Annotated in this window: 8 protein-coding genes; 5 read left to right on the forward strand and 3 right to left on the reverse strand. The window is 57.4% G+C overall.

The genetic code is table 11. The features are described 5' to 3' along the window. Positions 1-74: 74 nt before the first annotated feature. Positions 75-2,372, reverse strand: a complete 2,298-nt coding sequence (locus AC0V61_RS05135) for a GAF domain-containing protein (RefSeq protein ID WP_486156196.1) — start codon at positions 2,370-2,372, stop codon at positions 75-77. Further along, the gene (locus tag AC0V61_RS05140) at positions 2,369-2,908 is read right to left on the reverse strand and encodes a hypothetical protein (RefSeq protein WP_486156197.1); all 540 of its coding nucleotides are present in this window, start codon (positions 2,906-2,908) and stop codon (positions 2,369-2,371) included. The genes AC0V61_RS05135 and AC0V61_RS05140 overlap by 4 nt, the downstream gene beginning before the upstream one ends. A gap of 265 nt (positions 2,909-3,173) precedes the next feature. Between AC0V61_RS05140 and AC0V61_RS05145 the strand changes: the two genes are divergently transcribed. From AC0V61_RS05145 to AC0V61_RS05165, 5 genes are read left to right on the forward strand one after another with little or no spacing between them, the layout of a single operon-like run. Beyond that, the gene (locus AC0V61_RS05145) at positions 3,174-3,305 is read left to right on the forward strand and encodes a hypothetical protein (RefSeq protein WP_486156198.1); all 132 of its coding nucleotides are present in this window, start codon (positions 3,174-3,176) and stop codon (positions 3,303-3,305) included. Next, positions 3,292-5,049 carry a ShlB/FhaC/HecB family hemolysin secretion/activation protein gene (locus AC0V61_RS05150; RefSeq protein ID WP_486156199.1) on the forward strand — a complete coding sequence of 586 codons (1,758 nt, stop codon included), beginning with the start codon at positions 3,292-3,294 and terminating at the stop codon, positions 5,047-5,049. Before AC0V61_RS05145 ends, AC0V61_RS05150 begins: the two co-directional genes overlap by 14 nt. Before the next feature lie 24 nt (positions 5,050-5,073). After that, positions 5,074-14,445, forward strand: a complete 9,372-nt coding sequence (locus tag AC0V61_RS05155; RefSeq protein WP_486156200.1) for a hypothetical protein — start codon at positions 5,074-5,076, stop codon at positions 14,443-14,445. After that, positions 14,442-17,483 carry a CHAT domain-containing protein gene (locus AC0V61_RS05160; protein ID WP_486156201.1) on the forward strand — a complete coding sequence of 1,014 codons (3,042 nt, stop codon included), beginning with the start codon at positions 14,442-14,444 and terminating at the stop codon, positions 17,481-17,483. The genes AC0V61_RS05155 and AC0V61_RS05160 overlap by 4 nt, the downstream gene beginning before the upstream one ends. Then, positions 17,483-17,908: a PaaI family thioesterase gene (locus tag AC0V61_RS05165; RefSeq protein ID WP_486156202.1), complete on the forward strand. Its 426-nt coding sequence runs from the start codon at positions 17,483-17,485 to the stop codon at positions 17,906-17,908. Before AC0V61_RS05160 ends, AC0V61_RS05165 begins: the two co-directional genes overlap by 1 nt. Here the strand turns inward: AC0V61_RS05165 and AC0V61_RS05170 are convergent. Next, positions 17,902-18,414, reverse strand: coding sequence for a flavin reductase family protein (locus tag AC0V61_RS05170; RefSeq protein WP_486156203.1), 513 nt, complete (start codon positions 18,412-18,414; stop codon positions 17,902-17,904). The genes AC0V61_RS05165 and AC0V61_RS05170 overlap by 7 nt on opposite strands. Positions 18,415-18,603: the final 189 nt, after the last annotated feature.

An 18,603-nucleotide genomic window follows, 5' to 3' on the forward strand; every position in this document is an offset into this window, starting at 1 on the left:
AAAGAATATGATAAAGCCAGCTTGCCCCTCAGGTGATCAAATCTGGCGCACCCGCGATCTGTGGCGCGTTAAAGCTATTTGGAGGTCATAATCCAAACGCCGTCCCAGTCATCGCCGGGAGGATTTGCTTTCATAAGCTCACACCGGTCGATGTAAGTCTGGCTCAGCGTATCATTGGGATTTGCGGCCAAGGCTTTGGTGAAAAAGCCGCTTGCCCGGTCCCATTCCTGGCGGCGGTATTGTTTGACCCCTTCGTTAAAGCAGCCAAGCACCTCTTGCAGTTCAGGGAAGGTCGCATCCTCGTGATAATCGAGGCATTCGAACACGCCCACAGGCTCTGTCTTGCCCTTCACCACCACTTTGTCGACTTCGCGCAGGCGATAAACGCCTTTCAATTTTGCAACGGTGTATTCGGAGAGGAGAATGCGCGCGGAATATTGCTTACACGCGCTTTCCAGACGCGCGGCCAGGTTCACCCCGTCGCCGATCATGGTGTAATCCATACGCTTTTTGGAGCCGATATTGCCCGCCACAATTCGGTCTGTGTTGAGGCCAAGCCCCATGTCGACTGGCATTTCCCCTCGCGCCTCGCGCTCCTTGTTCCACTCCCACAAGCTGCCGATCATATTGATCCCGGCTTTGAGCCCGCGATCTTCATCATCCTCATGACCCACAGGTATGCCAAAGGCAGCCATGATGGCATCGCCGATGAACTTATCGAGCATGCCGCCTTGGTCGGTGATGCAGCCGACCATCAATTCGAAATAGTCATTGAGCAGCGCCACTGTCCCTTGCGCGCCAAGCGTCTCGGTTATGGTGGTAAAACCTCTGATATCGGAGAACAGCACGGTGGCGGTTGTGTCTTTCCCGCCAAGGAATTCATCCTCGCCCCCACCGCTCAACATTTGGGCGGCAACACCAGGGTCCATGTATCTTGAGAGGGTGGATTTGGCGCGTTTTGCATCCGAGATATCCTCGATCATGCAAAGCGTGCCCAGCGCCTCTTCATCACCTGATTGCATGGGCAGCACTGTGACATTGGCTGAGACCGTTTCACCGGCAAAGACCAGCTCCACATCTTGCAAGGATTGCATTTGGCCCGCTTTGAAGACGACATCGATTGTCTCTGCCAGCCAATGGTTCGCCTCGCCTAGCACCTCTTCAGGAGACTGACCGATCAGTTCTCCCGCAGCCGCGCGCAAAATCCGTTCGCCCGCCTGATTGCAGGTGCGGTTTTCCGCTTTTTCATCGAAGGTGATCACACCGTTCGACATGGATTGCAGCATGCTCTCATTGTAGTTCTTCATCGACTGGATATCGGCAAACAGCTTTGCATTCTCCAATCCGATGGCAATCTGCGCGGTAAAAGCTTTGAGGCGACTTTCGTCCTCGTCGCTAAACGGTCCGCCGCGCTTGTTCAGAACCTGCGTCACCCCGATCACTTCGCCTGCTTTGTTGATCACGGGCACGCACAGGATTGAACGGGTAAAAAAGCCCGATTGTTTGTCGAATGCAGGGTTAAACCTAAGGTCTGTGTAAGCGTGCGGGATGTTGATCGCCTCGCCGCTCGTAAAAACTGAGCCCGCGATGCCAGCTGTATTGGGAAGGCGGATTTCCATGGAATCAAGGCCCTCACCCACATGGCTGAAAAGCTCGTTTGTTTTCTCATCATTGATGAACAGCGTTGAGCGTTCGGCATCAAGCATCGTCGTTGCCTCGGCCATGACCCGGCGAAGGAGCGTGGTCAGCTCAAGCTCGCTCGTCATCTCCGAAACAATGTTCAGAAACTCAACCTCGCGCTTGCGAGAAGCCTCCATTTGCTCGACCAACTGCATCGATTGAAGCGTGATCGCGCACTGCGTCGTGATCCCGCCAAGGACCGCCAGATCCTGCTCGTCAAACTGACCTTCAAGCTTGTTCAGCGTTTGCGCAACACCAATGATCTCACCGCGCGCATTGCGCACGGGGCATGCAAGGATGCTCTCCGTTTTAAAGCCCGTCTCCCGGTCGACATCTGAGTTAAAGCGCGGATCAGCATAGGCATCGTGGATGATCATCCCCTCGCCGCCATGAAACGCAGCGCCGGCAATGCCTACATCATCCATAATGCGAATTTCGCGGCGTTTCATGCCTTGGGCAATCCGGCTGTAAAGCTCGCTCGTCGCTGGATCATGGAGGAACAATGAACCACGATCCGCGCCCACCGCATCGACCGCCACGCTCATCAGCGTATCGAGCACGCCATCAAGCGTGTCCATCGATGCCACTTGGCGCGACACATCAAGGATCATCTGAAGTTCTTTCAGACGCTTCTCTTGTGAAATCTCAGGCGCTTTATCGTGTGCCTCAATGTTCTTGGAAAGCTCGTTCATGATGCCGTCTCCGTCAGAGCATCGCGCAACTTCTGCACCATCGCTTCGAGCTCTCTAATCTCATTGCGATGCGCAAGGGCCATGGACTGTTTGTCCTTCGCCGCATCTGCTCGCAAATCATCCATAACCTCGCGCTGATCCTGCAACGCTTTTTGCAAATTCGCGATCTCGCTGGCTGCCGCTTGTTTCTCTGCCTGCACCGCGCGCGCCGTTTCAGAGCGTTGTTCTTCGAGGGCATCGCGCAAGCTTTGCGCGGTTTCTTTCAACTGGCGAATTTCCCCGGCCGCCTCTGCCCGCGCGCCTTGGACCTCATCCCCCGTGCCAGCCGCCTGCTCTTCAAGCGCATCGCGCAAGGATTGGACCGTATTTTTGAGCTGCGCAATTTCTGCCGCTGCATCCGCCTCAGCCTTCTGGGCGAGGCGGCGCGCTTCATGGTCCTTATCCTCAAGAGCCTCGCGCATCTCAGCGATGGTCCGCTGCAATTGTCGGTTTTCGATCAAGGGATCACCGGCAAGATTGGGCTCGTTCTCTGGCATGCTCAAACGTCTAAAAACCCCCAAAATTGCCCATCTTACAGCATATCAACGCGGCAAAGACAGGCGGCCCAGCCACGTGCACATCGAACCTCACTAGGCCGCGCGCAAGCATTTTCACATCGAAAGCAGTTCCAATTGCGCTTCACCCAAAATCGAAAAGTCACCTATCGCAAGCAGGATGGAATTTAACCCGCCCGCGTTAGGCTTTGAAATCCATCGCAAATTCGCGATTTGTGCCTTAAGTCACAGAAGGGCTTACAATTTTATGGTTAACACACCCTTGCCGCGCCCCGGCTATTTGCTTATCGAAACGGGGGCTAAGCAGAACGCATCGGGTGCAATTGTTGCGCGCGGTGCAGGGGTTGGGGCGCCAAGGGGGCATAATGACATCGACTAAAGCCTGCGAAGCAGGTGGCTGGGCAGCAGCTGTACCCGTTGTATTTGGGCAAGTTGTGCTGGGTGGTCTGACACTGACCGCGGCAAGCGGGGCGTCGGCCCAAATCGCGCCTACGCGCGAGGAATTGCAAGGCATTGCCCCAACTGAGCAACTGCCTGCACCGCGCTTAGAAGTGGAAGGCGGGATTGAACGCTCGCCGTGTTCGCTCGCTGATCCGCAATATGCCGATGTGACGGTCACGATCGAAGACGTCACATTCAATGGCCTTAAGGGTGCAAGTCCGCAGGAATTGGAAACAGCCTGGGTGCCCTTCAAGGGCCAAGAACAGCCAGTTGCGATCCTGTGCGAAATCCGCGATGCCGCAGCGACTATTCTTCGCAACAAAGGTTACTTGGCGGCCACACAAGTTCCAACGCAGCGTATTGAAGATGGCTCTGTCACCTTTGAAGTCCTCTATGGCAGGATCAGCGCGGTGCGCGCACGCGGCGAAACACGCGGCGCAGAAGCCAAGCTTCAGCAATATTTGGGCCGTCTTGCCGAGGATGAAGTCTTTGACCGCAATCAAGCGGAACGCGCGCTGTTGTTGGCCCGCGATCTGCCCGGCTACACCGTAAATCTGACACTTCGCCCGGCAGGCGGGGCGCCGGGTGATCTTATCGGCGAAGTCACCGTCAGGCGCGAGCGTTATGCGTTTAATGTCGCGGTGCAGAACTTTGGCGCTGAGGGAACAGGACCCGTTGGCGCACAGGCACAAGCGCAGTTCTTCGGCCTCACCGGTCTTGGCGATGTAACCTCGCTCTCCTACTTCACCAGTAGCGATTTTGAAGAGCAAGAGGTCTTCCAAGCCTCGCATGAATTCCGGCCCGGTGGGTCTGGATTAAAGGTCAATGGCTCTGTCACTTACGCCATAACAAAACCTGACCTTGGGACAGCTGCCAATTTTGGCGTTGCGGTACAAGACCTTGAGGCCACCACTTTATTTGCAAGCCTTTCTGCAAGCTATCCGGTGAAACGCACGCAAGGCGAAAACTTCTATCTCAGCGGCGGGTTTGATTACATCGATCAGGATGTGGATTTCATTGCCCCATTGTCGCGTGACCGGATTCGGGTTGGCTGGCTCAAGTTTGACTATGATTCCATCGATCTGGACCGCCGAGCACCGCGTTATCAGGCGTCGGCCTCGCTTGAATTTAGGCAAGGCTTTGATGTTTTTGGCGCAAACGATGTGTGCATCGGCCCTCAATGCCCCGCTGGACAGATCAATCCCGGCCGTCTGGATGGAGAGGCGACCGCTTCGATCATCCGAGCAACCGGCAATCTGGAACTGGCAATTACGCCCAAGTTTGCCATCGCTTTTAGACCGCGCGCGCAATTGTCGCTGAGCGGCGGATTGTTTGGATTTGAAGAATTTTCAGCGGGCAATTTCTCAGTCGGGCGTGGTTATGATCCCGGCACCATTATCGGCGACAGCGGTTTTGCCATGACCACAGAAGCGCGCACTGCAACCTTGCCGTGGGGTAGTAAAACGGCGGTGCAGCCTTACGCGTTTTTCGACCTGGCTAAGATTTACAACAAAGCGCCTGAATTGGACGATGACCTTTATTCGGTGGGCACCGGCATGAGGTTCACGTTTGCAGGTCGTTATTCTTTGGATGCCATGGTCGCAGTGCCTCTGAAACGCGCTGGACTACAGATGGAGCGCGGGCCTGTCAGAGGGCTATTCACCCTATCGGCCCGGTTTTAGGATTTGACGCGAGAGTAGATGATAATGACGATAAAACGCCGCTCGACCGCCCTAACCAACAGTTCCGCTCTGGCTCTTGCAACTGGCATGGTGCTCACTGCATCGCCCGCATCTGCCCAGTCCTTTGAGGCAGATGGGCTCGTGGTTGAAGGCAACGCACAAATCCTTGAGAGCCCTGATTTCACCGAGGTCATCGTTGAAAGCGAAGGCGTGGTGATCGATTGGTTGCCTAACAATCAGGGGGGTGCTGGTGACATTACCTTTCAACCCTTCGGCACGACGGCGATCTTCAAAGATGACGGCATCATCACCGATTTCGCAGTGCTTAACCGCATCTTGCCCAGCGATCCCTCGCGAAGGGTCGTTTTTGACGGCACAGTGGTCTCAGAAATTCAGGGGCAAGTGGGCGGCACTGTCTTTTTCTACAGCCCGGGCGGCATTCTCGTCGGGTCTGATGCGGTGTTCGATGTCGGCAATCTGGGCCTGACAACAGCTGAGCCGGTCACTGATGGCTTTGGCAATTTCATCCTTGGTGACACGGTGGATTTCGCACCCAGCCTTCCGGGCTCTGGCATAACGATCAACCCCGGCGCTCAAATTTTCGCAGACCAAAATCCGGGCAGCTATGTCGCGCTCTTTGCGCCGCAGATCATCAATCGCGGCAGCATCTTTGTGGACGGTCAGGCAGCACTGGTCGGCGCTGAAGCGGGCACAATCACCTTTAGCCCGGATGGCCTGTTCGATATCGTAGTCAATGTTGGCAGCGAATTTACCCAGCCCATCGAAAACACCGGCATCATCGGCGGCGCTGCGAGCGCGGATGGGTCCAGCCGTGTGTATATGGTCGCGATCTCCAAAAACAACGCTGCCACTATCGCGATCAGCGGTGGAAGCTCGCTTGGTTTTGATGTCGCCAACAGCGCCTTTATGGACGGGGACACAGTTGTCCTTTCAGCAGGCTTTAACGTTCTTGCAGGTGAGATTGACCAGTTTGAAGTCAGCGATGGCTTCATCGATATCACCGCAGAGGACGCAGGCTTTGGTCCCGGCGTCGCTTTCACATCAAGCGTCATCGGAAAAGCGGCGAGCGATGTAAGTCTTAACGTCAGAGACACGCTCTCATTTCTGGGCAATGCCTCATTCTCAGGGCGTCAAACGCTCGCCACGCTCGACACCAATTTTGGCACAGGAAGTGTTGGCAATCTGAGTGTTGGAGGTGACCTTAATCTTATTGCCGATCACGCAAGGATTGGCGCGGATGTGGGTGTGGCCAATCTGCGCGTGCTGAATGGAGCAACCGCAGATATCGCCGGTAATTTGCGCATTGCCTCAATCGGTACGGAAGATGGAAACGGTGACAACATCGTCGTTGCCAGTCAAAGCCAGCTGCTTGTTCAAAGCGCCGGTTCACTGCTTACCGTTAGCGGTGATGCGATCGTCGAAACAGTTGTCGATCTTTCCGGATCAACAGGCGGATTGCGTGCCCAAAATAGCCTCTCGAGTATCAACCTTAGGAACGACGGGGTCATCAACGTCAGCGGGGTCACCAGGGTAAGAAACCTTGCCCTCGCCGGTTTTGGAGGCGTTGCCCAATCAAGCAATGCGTCGCTCCTGATTGAATCGGGCGGTCAGTTCACCACCGATCAGCTTAGCGTGACCAGCAGAGCATTTGGCGGTGATGGCGATGGCATGGGTGCACAGGCTGGCGAAGCGATCACCGGGGGTGCAACCATCAGTGTGACCAATCCGACCAGCTCGCTAACGGTGCTTTCCAGCAATACAATCGGTGACCCGGCGCTGGGCGAACTGGATTTCCTCGCGGTTCAAGCTGTTGGCGGAATTGGGATTGATGGAGACGGTGGCAATGCATCGACCGGATTGGTCGACTTGGTGGTCTCTCAAGACGGATCGATAAGTCTGCCCAATGAAATCGGCAGTCCACTCTTGGTGGTCAATCAGGCCATTGGCGGCAGCACGTTCGAAGACGATGGCCGAGGCGGTGATGCAATCTCTGGCTCTACGCAAGTAAGAGCCATTCAAGGGACGCAGAATTTGGGCCGCTTGTCTCTTCTTTCCGAAGCGATCGGTGGTTCCGCGCTTCCCGGAGCAGAACGCACAAACGGCGGCAATGCAATCGGTGGCTCGGTGAGCGTCGAGTTCTTAAACACCAATGCGACCGCTGCATTTGAGGGCATCAACCTGACGGCAACGGGCGGCGATGGATCGAGTGTCGATTCAGGTTTTGCCGGCTCTGGCAACGCCGGCGGGTTTGTTCTCACCGTCGATAACAGTGTGGTTGATATAACCTCCAGTCTCGACATAGCCTTGCAGGGAACCGGCGGAAACTCCGATGAAATCGGCGGGTTTGGTGAAACCGGGCAAGTCGATGGCCTCATTCAAGGTTCCACACTTACGGTGGCAGGGGACGCAAAGATTGAGTCCATTGCGATGGGCGGCAATTCAACCGGTCAGCCCGCGTTTGATCCCAACTTTTCATTTCTCGAGCAGGGCGGAGGCGCTAGCAGTGGCACTTTGCTCTGGTCGATGGCCTCTAGCCAGGTGGACATAGCAGGCACCCTTGACCTTGCATCGCGGGCGATCGGTGGAAGTGCCCGGGTCAATAACGCAGGCAATGCAACCGCGGGCGAGGCCGTGGTTTCTCTGGATGGCAATATCGCTGCGAATGTGATCACAGCCAATGATTTGCTCGTCACCTCGCAAGCCCAGGGCGGCTCGATTGATTCATTCGGCAATATGGGCAGCTTTGGCCAAGGGGGCGTTGCAGACTCCAGCCGCGCAGCAATCATCTTTGATGGCGGCACGAACACGATCAACGCAAATGTCTCAGTACTGACACAGGCAAGCGGCGGCGATGCTGGCCTGCTGCAAGGGACGGGCGGCAACGCAAATGTTGGCCCCGCACGTCTTGACGCAAGCGTTGCAGGCAGCGCCACTATCTCAGGGGATTGGACATCAACCGCCCTTTCAAACGGCGGCAATTCTACGGTTGGGCTTGGCGGCACCGCAAATACGAATGTGAACGAGCTCTTCAATCACGGCGGTGATGTGACGATTGGCGGAAATGCCACTTTCACCTCAGACAGCTTTGGCGGAAATGGCCGAACCGGCGGCGCGGTTGGCGGGCCAATTATCCAGATCAACACCCTTGGAAATTCCACCCAAATTGGCGGTACGCTGACATTTGCGTCTAACACTACAGGGGGCAATGGCACCTTTGGTCCAGGCGGTCAGGTGGCCGGGGGTCAGATGGAAATCCTCGCCGGTGAAAACAGCTCAATTGACGTTGGCGGTGATGTGCAGATTGGCCTCATGGCGCAAGGCGGAAACTCGTCGGATGGGGCCGGTGGACTGACATTTTCGAGCTCCGTCAATATCGACGCAACCGGGCCGAATGCAAGCATCCTCCTTGGCACAAACAACCCACTGGCGGGGAGTGCAATATCGCTTGAGACCATAGGCGGTGATGGCGCTGGTGGTGACGGGGGCGAAGGCCGGGGAAGCAACATCGATATCTCCGCTTTTGGCGGCGGTGTCATTGGCCTGCCCGGTGATAGCGGATCGCCGTTTGCAATCACCCAAATTGCAAGAGGCGGCGATACAACCGAGGATGACGGCTCTGGCGGCAACGCGTTTGGCGGTACGTTCACCCTGTCTGTTGACGGTGTCGCAGCTGACCTTGGAACACTCAGCATCGCAAACGAGACATTCGGTGGCTCGGCATTACCCGGCGCTGAAAGAACGCGAGGCGGCAATGCATCGTCAGGGTCTGTATCGTTTAACTTGCTCAACGCTGATGTCGACCTTGGCTTGGACGACGTGAACGTCACTGGTATCGGCGGCGATGGGTCTGGAGATGGCGCAGGGGTCGGCGGCGATGCAACATCGGGCAGCCTCAACTTTATTACTTCCAGTTCCACCGTCGACATCACAAGCAGTCTGCTGCTTCAAGGCATTGCGCGCGGCGGTAACGGCGCTGCGGGCGGTTCAGCGACCTCTCCTTTCTTCAACACTGACTTTAGCGGCTCAACAATCAATATCGCGGGCAACCTGGTCCTCGATCAGCAAGCCTCCGGCGGCATGGCCACTGCAGCTGGTCAAGCAGGGGGCACCGCCAACACCGATCCCTTCTCCCTAAATATTGGCGAAAGTGACGTAATAGCCAGCGGGCTAGTGTTGCTGAACACGACGGCTCTTGGTGGTGATGCGCTCGATGGTGATGGAGGCGCTGCGACCGCAGAACGCAGGGACGTCAATATATCAGGAGGATCATCGCTCACCGCGATTGGCCTGAACTTCCAGGGCGATGCCGTTGGCGGCTCTGCGCTTGGGACTGGCACGCATTTGGGCGGCGATGCGCTGACCGATCGTGCGCGCCTCAACTACTCGTTCGACGGCAGTACCAATGTCGCAATCGTCAATGCCGATGTGCGCCTCTCAACCGAGGCGACAGGCGGCGATGCGGCGGCGGGTGGCGGTGACGCGGGTAATGCATTTAGCGGGAATGCAGAGATCTATGCTGTCGCTGGGGGCAGCACTCTTCAAATCAACGGCGATGTTGATGCAGTGATACGCGCAACCGGCGGGAACTCTTCGCTAGGGCTTGGCGGCGCTGCAACGTTGGGCGCGGCCGCGTTGCTCGCCTTAGACGGTGGCTCGAACCTCATCAGCGGCGATTTTGCTATCAACTTAAACGGCACCGGCGGTAACGGACAAACCGGAGGCGATGTCACCGGTTCTTCTGTTCAAGTATTGGCGCGCGGCACAAACTCCATCACTGGCGCCTACACTTTGAGCGAAGTGTTGCGCGGCGGCAATGCAGTGGCAAGCGATGCGCCAGGTGTTGGCGGCACGGCCAATGGTGGAGGCTTACAGTTCATGGGAGGCAATGAGGGGAGCGTTGCCACCTCGCTTTTATCGGTTGGAAGCCTCACGATCATCTCAGACGTTGCAGGGGGCCGGGGCGGCGATGGATTGAACGGCGCTAATGGTGGTGCGGGCGGAAACGCTTTTGGATTTGGCGGCGTCATTTTAGGCCAAGCAATCAACGGCAATCTGGCGATCAATGGCGCGGCGGAAATCACAACAACCACGCGCGGCGGCGATGGCGGTGACGGCGTTAATGGCGGCGATGGCGGTCAGTCGCGCTTTAGCAACTTCCAGATCGGCACATCGAGCGGCGGCTCTGTCACTGGCGCGATTGGTGGGTCCGCCTCTTTCACCACACTCAACGTCACCACCAACAACATCGGCGGCGATGGCGGCGATGGGACAACCGGCACAGGCGGCGATGGCGGCGAGGCTGTGGGTTCGAGCGTCAACTTGCTCAGCCGAGGCGCGGCGGTGTCTGCGAGTGATATTACCTTCACTCTCAATGGAACGGGCGGCAATGGCGGCGCGGGCGCTACGCAAGGCAATGGCGGCGATGGGGTTGGCGGCAATGGCTCGCTCTTGTTCACTGAAGCCCTCGATAGCCAATTGCTGGGTTCAAGCACCGTTGGCAGCTTTACAATGAACAGCACCGGGCTTGGCGGCCTGGGTGCAACAGCGGGTACGGCCGAATATGCAACCGGCGGCCAGTTCACTATTGAGCAATCCGCCGTCACAATCGGGACAGCCACCCTCAACATCGTAGGGGATGCGGCGGCAGACTATCTGGTTGACGATGGCATGGGCAATTTGGTGCCGGTTTCCATCTTCCCGTTCGCTGTCAACATCGCAGATGGCGCGGCATTTGATTTTGGCTCTGTCACAATCAGCACACCGGGCGAAACATCGCTCTTCTCCGACAGCGCGGCGGCAACGGGCAACGCATTTAGCCTTTCCGCTGGAACATTTGTCGCCTCTGGCAATGATCTTACAGATCCTGCCTATGTACCGGGCACAATTGACGCGTCGACCGGGCTTTCTCTCATATCGCTCGAAGGCGATATCATCGCAGAGGCCGATTTGGCCTCGGCAGGCGATCTCATTCTCAATTCCGCTGGCAGCGTTACCACCTTCGACCTCACAGGAAGCGCGATCTTCCTGACCACAGGTGCCGCAGGAGTGCTCGATACAGGCGCAGTCAGCGCGCCGGGCGGTTTGATCTCTATCGAAGCGGTCGACACCATTGTTGCACCGGGCGTGATCGATGCCGCCTCGCTGCTTTTGCGTTCGCTTAACGGCGATGTGATTGTGGATGCACCGTTGACCCTTGCCTCGGACTTTACGGCTGATGCTGCGGGGTCAGTAAATGCAGCCGGGATCACCGCTGAAAACATCTCGCTGAGCGCTGGTGCGGGGGATATCTTCGACACAGGCGGGCTTAATGCCACAGGCGTTATCGACCTTAGTTCAGGTGGCGGTATCGTTTTGGCCGATGCCGATGCCGCCGCAATCACCGCGTTCGCACAAACAGGCGGGTTTGCAGCCAACAGCCTCACCACATCAGATGCGATTGGGGTCGAGGCAAGCGGCACCATTGATATCGCCAATATTGATGCGCGCTCCTTCAATCTTCGCTCCAACAACGGCTTCGTCAATTCATCGGGCACTTTGCAGGCAAGCGAAGATGCTCAGTTCGAGGCGGTCATTGGCTCTGTTAATCTCACAAATGTTTCGGGCGGCACGGTCACCGGTCGATCTGCGGTCGACATGGTCATCGATGGGGCCGTTTCCTCAATGGGCACAGTCGATCTTGAGGCGACCGGCGGCGGATTGGTCGTGGGCAGTGTGAATGCCAGCGGCATTGATCTGCGTTCGCTTGATAACAATGTCGTTGTGCAAGGCGGCCTCACCAGCTTCGGCTTTGTCGTGGTCGACGCGGTCGGATCTGTCTTCCTCGACAGCGCATTTGTGGGCGATCTGAATGTATCAGCAGGCTCTGGCGATATTACAGCGACGGGCAACCTAAACGCGGATGCTTCCATCGCCCTTAATGCAGGTGGTTCTGTCACAATTGGCAACGCGACCGCAGGGTCAATCCTTGGCCGTGCGAACAATGGTTCAATCACAGCAATCGACCTCAATGCCTCGAATGGCTCTGTTGATCTTGAAGCGATGGGCGCGATTGACTTTGCCAATATCGATGCGTTTTCGGTCATGCTCAGATCGCTTACCGGGTCGATCAACGCGGCTGGCGCAATCGATGCCGAAGAAGACGCCGATATCGAGGCGAACGGCGATGTAACCATTCAAATGGTGTCGTCAGGCACGCTTGGTCTTCGCTCTTTGACGGGAAGCGTCACAGCCAACGGCACCATTTCAGCGGATAACGCTGCAAATATCGCTGGTAGCGATGGTGTGGCGCTGACTGAAATTTCGGCCGGATCGCTCGATATAAGCTCAAATTCGGGCGATGTGGCAGTAAGCGGCACTTCAACAGCAACAAGCGCTGCCATTTTCAGTGCCGGATCAGGCGCTGTTACCCTTGGCGATGTGAACGCAGGTTCCATCTCAATCAGCGCTTTCAACCCTGCGCAAACCATCGCGCCAGCGCCCGGCACTCAAACAACCGCGCAGGCAACCGCAGCGCCAGGCGATGTGGGTGCAATCAGCACCGGCTCGCTGAATGCAATCGGCGGCAGTGTCGGCCTTAACGCAAGCGGTTCGATTGACTTTGCAGATGTGGAAGCAGGCACTTTGAACGTCGTCTCAACCACCGGCGATATTACAGCGGGCGGCGCAGTCAATTCAGCCGGCAGCGCGTCCTTTGCAACCGCAGGCGACATCACCCTTAGCGATGTGACGGCAGGGGCCATCCTTGCCCAATCGCGCGGCACCACAACCATTGGCGGCAATTGGCAAACGCCAAACGTCACGATCAACGCCGCCACTATCGAATTTGGCGCAGGCGGAGCGGTCGATGTTGGCACGAACGGCAATGTTGCTTTGGGCGCGTCGGCTGGCGAGGACGTCCTTGTGGGCGGGCCAGGAGACCCTCAATTTGCAGGGCTATCGCTAAGCCAGGACCTGCTTGAACGCTTTGGTGGGAGCAGCCTTGCCATCACAGGCGGCCTCGATTCCAACATTCGCATCGATGATCTGGACGTCACGAGCTTTGCAGACCTTACGGACGTATCGTTCAGCACAGGCGATTCAATCGATCTTGTCGGAGCGCTCGTCTCACCGGTTGATGTATTGCTGCAAGCCGACGATGTGAGCGTAAACCTTGATACCGCCAGCATCGACCTTGGTACCGATGGAACGAGCCTCACGGTCAATGCGCGCGTCTTTGTGGCAGGCGACAGCAACGTTTTGGACAATGGCAGCTCTGCTCTTTCCAATGCAGAAATTCAGGACCTGATCAACACACCCGCAGCGACGCCTCGTCCTGATGGTGTGATTACAACAGGGTCTCTTGTGCTTAACGTTGGCGAAGTGGCGGTCATTCAAAACGTTGGGACGCAGGACCTGCCAGCAGGCTTCGTCATCGGCAGCGCCGAGGGTCTTGTAATCAACGGCAATGATCAAGCAGGCACGCTTGTCGTCCTGAACGGACAGATCGCAGGAACTGGTGGGAACACCACAGGCGATGATGCAGCAACCGCTATCCTCAGCGCGCTCGAGAACAACGACAGCTTTGGCATTGCCGCAGGCAGCCAAATCAACAGATGCCTGTTTGCAGGCTGCACCGCTGTGAGCGAGGATACAGGGGAAATCACCTCCACCGTCTCAGCATCGGTCAGCGGCGCGACGGCAAGCGCAACGTCGAGCACCAGCGGATCGACAACGACTGACGCCGGTGCGGGGTCTGGCACAACCGATGCCAATAACACTGACACTGATACCGGCGAAGAAGCAGGGGGCGAGGAAAACGATGCTTCAAGCGCTCCGGGAGGCGCTGCGGCAAACGGCACTGGCTCCACCGACGGTGTTGATGTGACCGTTGAGGATGTCGATGACGGCGGCGCTGGTCCAGGCGAGTTCGATATCGAGACCAGCGACAGCGGTGGCTCCTCCTCTAGCGATGGCGGTGCAGATACTGGCAGCGATACGGGCGCAGACGCAGACATCGATGCCGACGTCGAAACTGACAGTGACGCTGGGTCGGATGAAGGCGAAAGCTCTTCTGGCAATGGCGATGCGTCGGAAGAGGGTGAGACTTCCGACGAAAGCGAGAACGAGGCTGAAGAGGGCGAAGAGGGCGAAGAATCCGAGGAGACTGACGAAACCGAGGATGAGGGCGAAGAGGAAGAAGAGGAAACTTCTGAAGAAGAGGAAGAAGAGAGCGAAGGCCCTGCAACAGGCCCAATCGCAGCGCCGCCTTCACTCATCGACACCAACACTCTCGAACAACGCGGCGCAATCAACGATCCGATAAGCGGCTCAGGCAACCCTGCGCTGCTCGATCCCGATGTGACTGTTTCACCGCCAGCAGATAGCGGAGACCAATGATGAAACTCTCAAAGCTCCTCTTGAGCGCCACAGGGGCCGCTCTGGTTTTCTCTGGCACAGCCATGGTTGCGCCTGTGTCCTCGCAAAGCGAACCACTGTCGATCAAAACCAACTTTCGTGTGGGTAACGCAGGCGTTCGCTGTACAGCGCAAAACGCACCTGCCGAACCGCGGCTTAAGACCATGTTCGACCGCGCCTATCGCCTCACTTGCCGTGATGCATCGGGGGACGTGGGCAAATTGCTGGTCTTGCGCGATGGCGGCGAGGCAATAGCGCAGCCAGAGGCCGCGGGTGAAGATGCATCATGCAGCGCGCCCGAGGCTGCACAAATCGATATGGTGGGGGATGTTAAGAAGCTCACCTGCCAAGATGAAAAGTTTGGCGTTTCGTATCGCAGCTACATGCTCGAACAGGATGGGCGCACCTATGTGGCGGAAGGGCTGGCCGGATACGACCCGGTCCTGCGCCTCGCTTTAGCCAGCGTTTTCAATGACAAAGCGCTTCCCGGCACTATCGAAGTCGCGCAAACCGAGGTCAGCGACGCCGCTGCTTTCGCCCGCGTTCAAGCAGGCGCGTTGAGCGAATTCGATGCGCTCAACGAAGCTTATGTGCGCAACAATTCCGGGCGCTTTGCTGAAAGCGGACAATTCTTTGAAAACCTGCTTGGCCGCACGCAGGCACGCACATCTGCTTATGCTGAGGTCCTTGCAAACCAAGGCCTGCAACAAAGCAACCTTGGCAATTTTCAGGCCGCTGAAAGCCTGTTCACGAGAGCTGATGAGACACTCACGCGCAATGACGGTGTGGCACAGCGCCTGATCCGCAATTACCGCGCGCTCAACTTCATCAACCGCCGTTTCCCGGACGCCGCGCTTGATGTGCTCGCCCAGCCTATGCGTGAGGTTTCTCAGGACCCCGAAGAGCTCTCCATTCGCGAAGGCTTTATCGACAATCCGCTCTCGGCTCAGATCAACCGGGAGAATATCGCATTGCAACGCCTTGGCGGTGTTGAACTGGGCCTTAGCCAAGCGGAACGCGCAGAACTGCTTGATGCGCAAGGCATGGCGATTGAGGGTTCGATTGCACGCCAGCAGGGCGAACTTGGCAAGGCCAGCCGTATCCTGAAAGCGGCCGATACCCGCATTGCCGATGTGCGCGAAGGCCGCGTTTCGTCTGCACGCTGGCTTCGTTCTGAGATCGCGATTGAGCGGGCTTTGGTGGCGGAGGGTCAGGGGCGTAATGATGTCGCCTTGAGAGCCTATGACGTGGCAGCAAACGCAATCTCACGCGATTATCCGCAGTCTCCTGTTCTGCTCGCCGCGCGCGCTCGCAAAGCAGGCTTTCTCCTGCGCCTTGGCCGCGATGATGAGGCCCGCACCGTGTTTGGCGATGTTGTTGTGCGCGCACAAAACACGACTGACAGCGGGGCGAGCCTTCGCAACTTGCTGGAGCCCTATTTCTCGCTGCTCGCTGAGCAAGGGACGGCCGATGCAACAGCAGAGTTCTTTGCCGCCTCTCAACTGCTTCAACGCCCCGGTGTTGCGCAAACCCAAGCAATCCTTGCCCGGCAAATGTCCGAAGGCGATGATGAGGCCTCGGCCCTCTTCCGCCTTTCCTTGAACCGCAGCCGTGAAATCGCCCGGACACAGGCGCGCGCAGACCGTTTGGCAGCACTCACAAAGCCAACACAGCTTCAGGCCGACGGGCTCATTGCAGCGCGAGAGACGCTCGAATATTTGCGTGCAGAGCAAACCGGGCTCTTGTCGAAACTTGGCGACTTCCCGCGTTTTCGTGCGCTTTCGCCGACCGGCCTTGAGCTGTCCGACCTGCAATCAGAACTCAAAGTGGGCGAGGCCTATTACAAGATGGTTCTGCTCGGCGATGACGTCTACACGCTTTGGATCACCGCCAAAGACGCTCGCAGCTTCAAGATCGAAGGCGGGCTTGCCGAAATCGATGAAGCGGTGGCTTTCATCCGCGATTCCATCGTCATCTCCGAAGGTGGCGAGCAGGTTACTTATCCTTATGATGTTGAGCGGGCACGCGACCTTTACCTTCGCCTGTTTGGTCCCGTCGAAGCGGAAATGGCAAGCACCAAGCACATCATTTTTGAGCCCGATGGCCCAATGCTGCAATTGCCACCGCAAGTGCTGATCGCGAGCCAGGAGGGTGTGGATACATACCTTGAGCGGACCGCAAACACCTTCGATGATGATGAGCTTTACGATTACCGTGAGATCGATTGGCTTGGCCGTTCGCGCGATGTGTCGATTGCGGTGAGCCCGCGTGGTTTCCTCGATATCCGCCGGATTGCGCCGTCCAAGGCGAAGAAAGCGTATTTTGGCATTGGCTCCAACTCACTTCCAACGGGCCGCGCCGATCCGACCGATCCGTGCGCATGGGGGCTTGATACGTGGCGCGATCCGATTGCGTCTGATGAGCTGTATTTTGCAGCTGAAAAATATGGGCTCGACAAAAGCGATGTCGCGGTAGGCGATGATTTCTCTGACACCGCTCTGCTCGCTAACGAGCAGCTCTCCGATTACCGCGTCGTGCACTTTGCAACGCACGGCCTTGTGACCGCGCCCAAGCCCAATTGCGCAGCGCGCCCTGCGCTCGTCACCTCGTTTGGCGATGATGGCTCGGACGGTCTCCTAAGCTTTAAAGAGATTTTCGACCTCAACCTTGATGCTGACGTCGTGATCCTTTCGGCCTGTGACACCGCCGGCATCGCCACGACAGCCGCGTCACGCGAGGCAGGCATTGTGGGCGGTGGCAACTACGCCCTTGATGGTTTGGTACGCGCCTTTGTGGGCGCAGGAGCCCGCGCAGTTGTGGCAAGTCACTGGCCGGTGCCCGATGATTTTGATGCGACACAGCGTCTCGTACAGGGCCTCATCTCCGGTCAGGATCAGGGGCTGTCGGTCTCGCTCGGCAAATCTCAGCGTGAGCTGATGGACGATGCCAACACCTCGCACCCCTTCTATTGGGCGGCATTTATCGTGCTGGGCGATGGCACGCGTCCCATTGGCGAGTAATGGCTGACACAAGCGTCGACCCCAAGCACGACCTACGCTTTCATCCGCCCCAAGGCGGGTTGGTCCCGCATATGGGGATCACTCTGATTGATGAAGGCGAAGGCTGGCTTGAGGCACAAATGGTGATCGGGCCGCACCATTTGCGTTCTGGAGCCAATGCGCTCCACGCAGCCTCCATGATTGCGCTCGCGGACAGTGTTTGCGGCTTTGCAGCGGGCAATGTGCTGCCGCAAGGGGCGAAAGGCTACACCACGATAGAATTGAAATCGAACTTCCTAGGCACAGCCGGCGAGGGCACGCTCATCGGGCGCGCTGAGGCTGATCATCTTGGACGCACCACGCAGGTTTGGACCTCTACGGTCACGCATAAGGAAACGGGGCGCAAATGTGCCCTCTTCCGGTGCACGCAGATGATCCTTTATTGATCAGCGGGAACGCTGAGGAACGCTCCGCTGTAAAACCCAAGCGCCCTTGCCCCTGATTGCGGCAGATCGCTTAAGGCCGTCACCTCGCCAAGGATCATGGTGTGATCGCCAGCGGGATGCTGAGCGAATGCTTGGCACTCGAACGCTGCCAAAGAGCCCTTAATGACCGGCAGACCTTGCGTACTTCTCTCAAAATCTGCCTCGCTCACAGCGGTCAGCTCACGCGAGGCATAGGTCGTTGCAAGTCCACTTTGATCGGCTGCCAAAATGCTGATGGTGAAACGCTTGGCTTTTGAGAACAGCTCGAAGCGGCCGGAGGAATTGTGCAAGGACCAACACACCAAGAGCGGGTTCAATGACACCGATACAAAGGAGTTGATCGTCATCGCGGCGATCTCACCCGACTGTGTCTCAAGCGCGACCACGCACACGCCCGTGGGGAAATGCCCCATGGCTTTGCGAAAGTCGGTGGGAGTGGGCAGCGCTTTGGCTGGGTCGTCGCGCAAAAAAGGCTCCGGTGGGTGGAATTGAGTAAGGCGATGTTGCTTTGCGGCGTTCCACTGAAGCCGCGTGATTGTCAATGATTGGTGCGCGCCCCTGTTCCCAGCACCATTCCCGGCTCTGCTCCTACCCAGGCTCCAGGCCCAGTTCCAGCGCGTGCTCCCCCGCTGGTTGCCCCGCTAACTCCCGCGTTT

The sequence above is a fragment of the Erythrobacter sp. JB1-4 genome, from assembly GCF_057365025.1.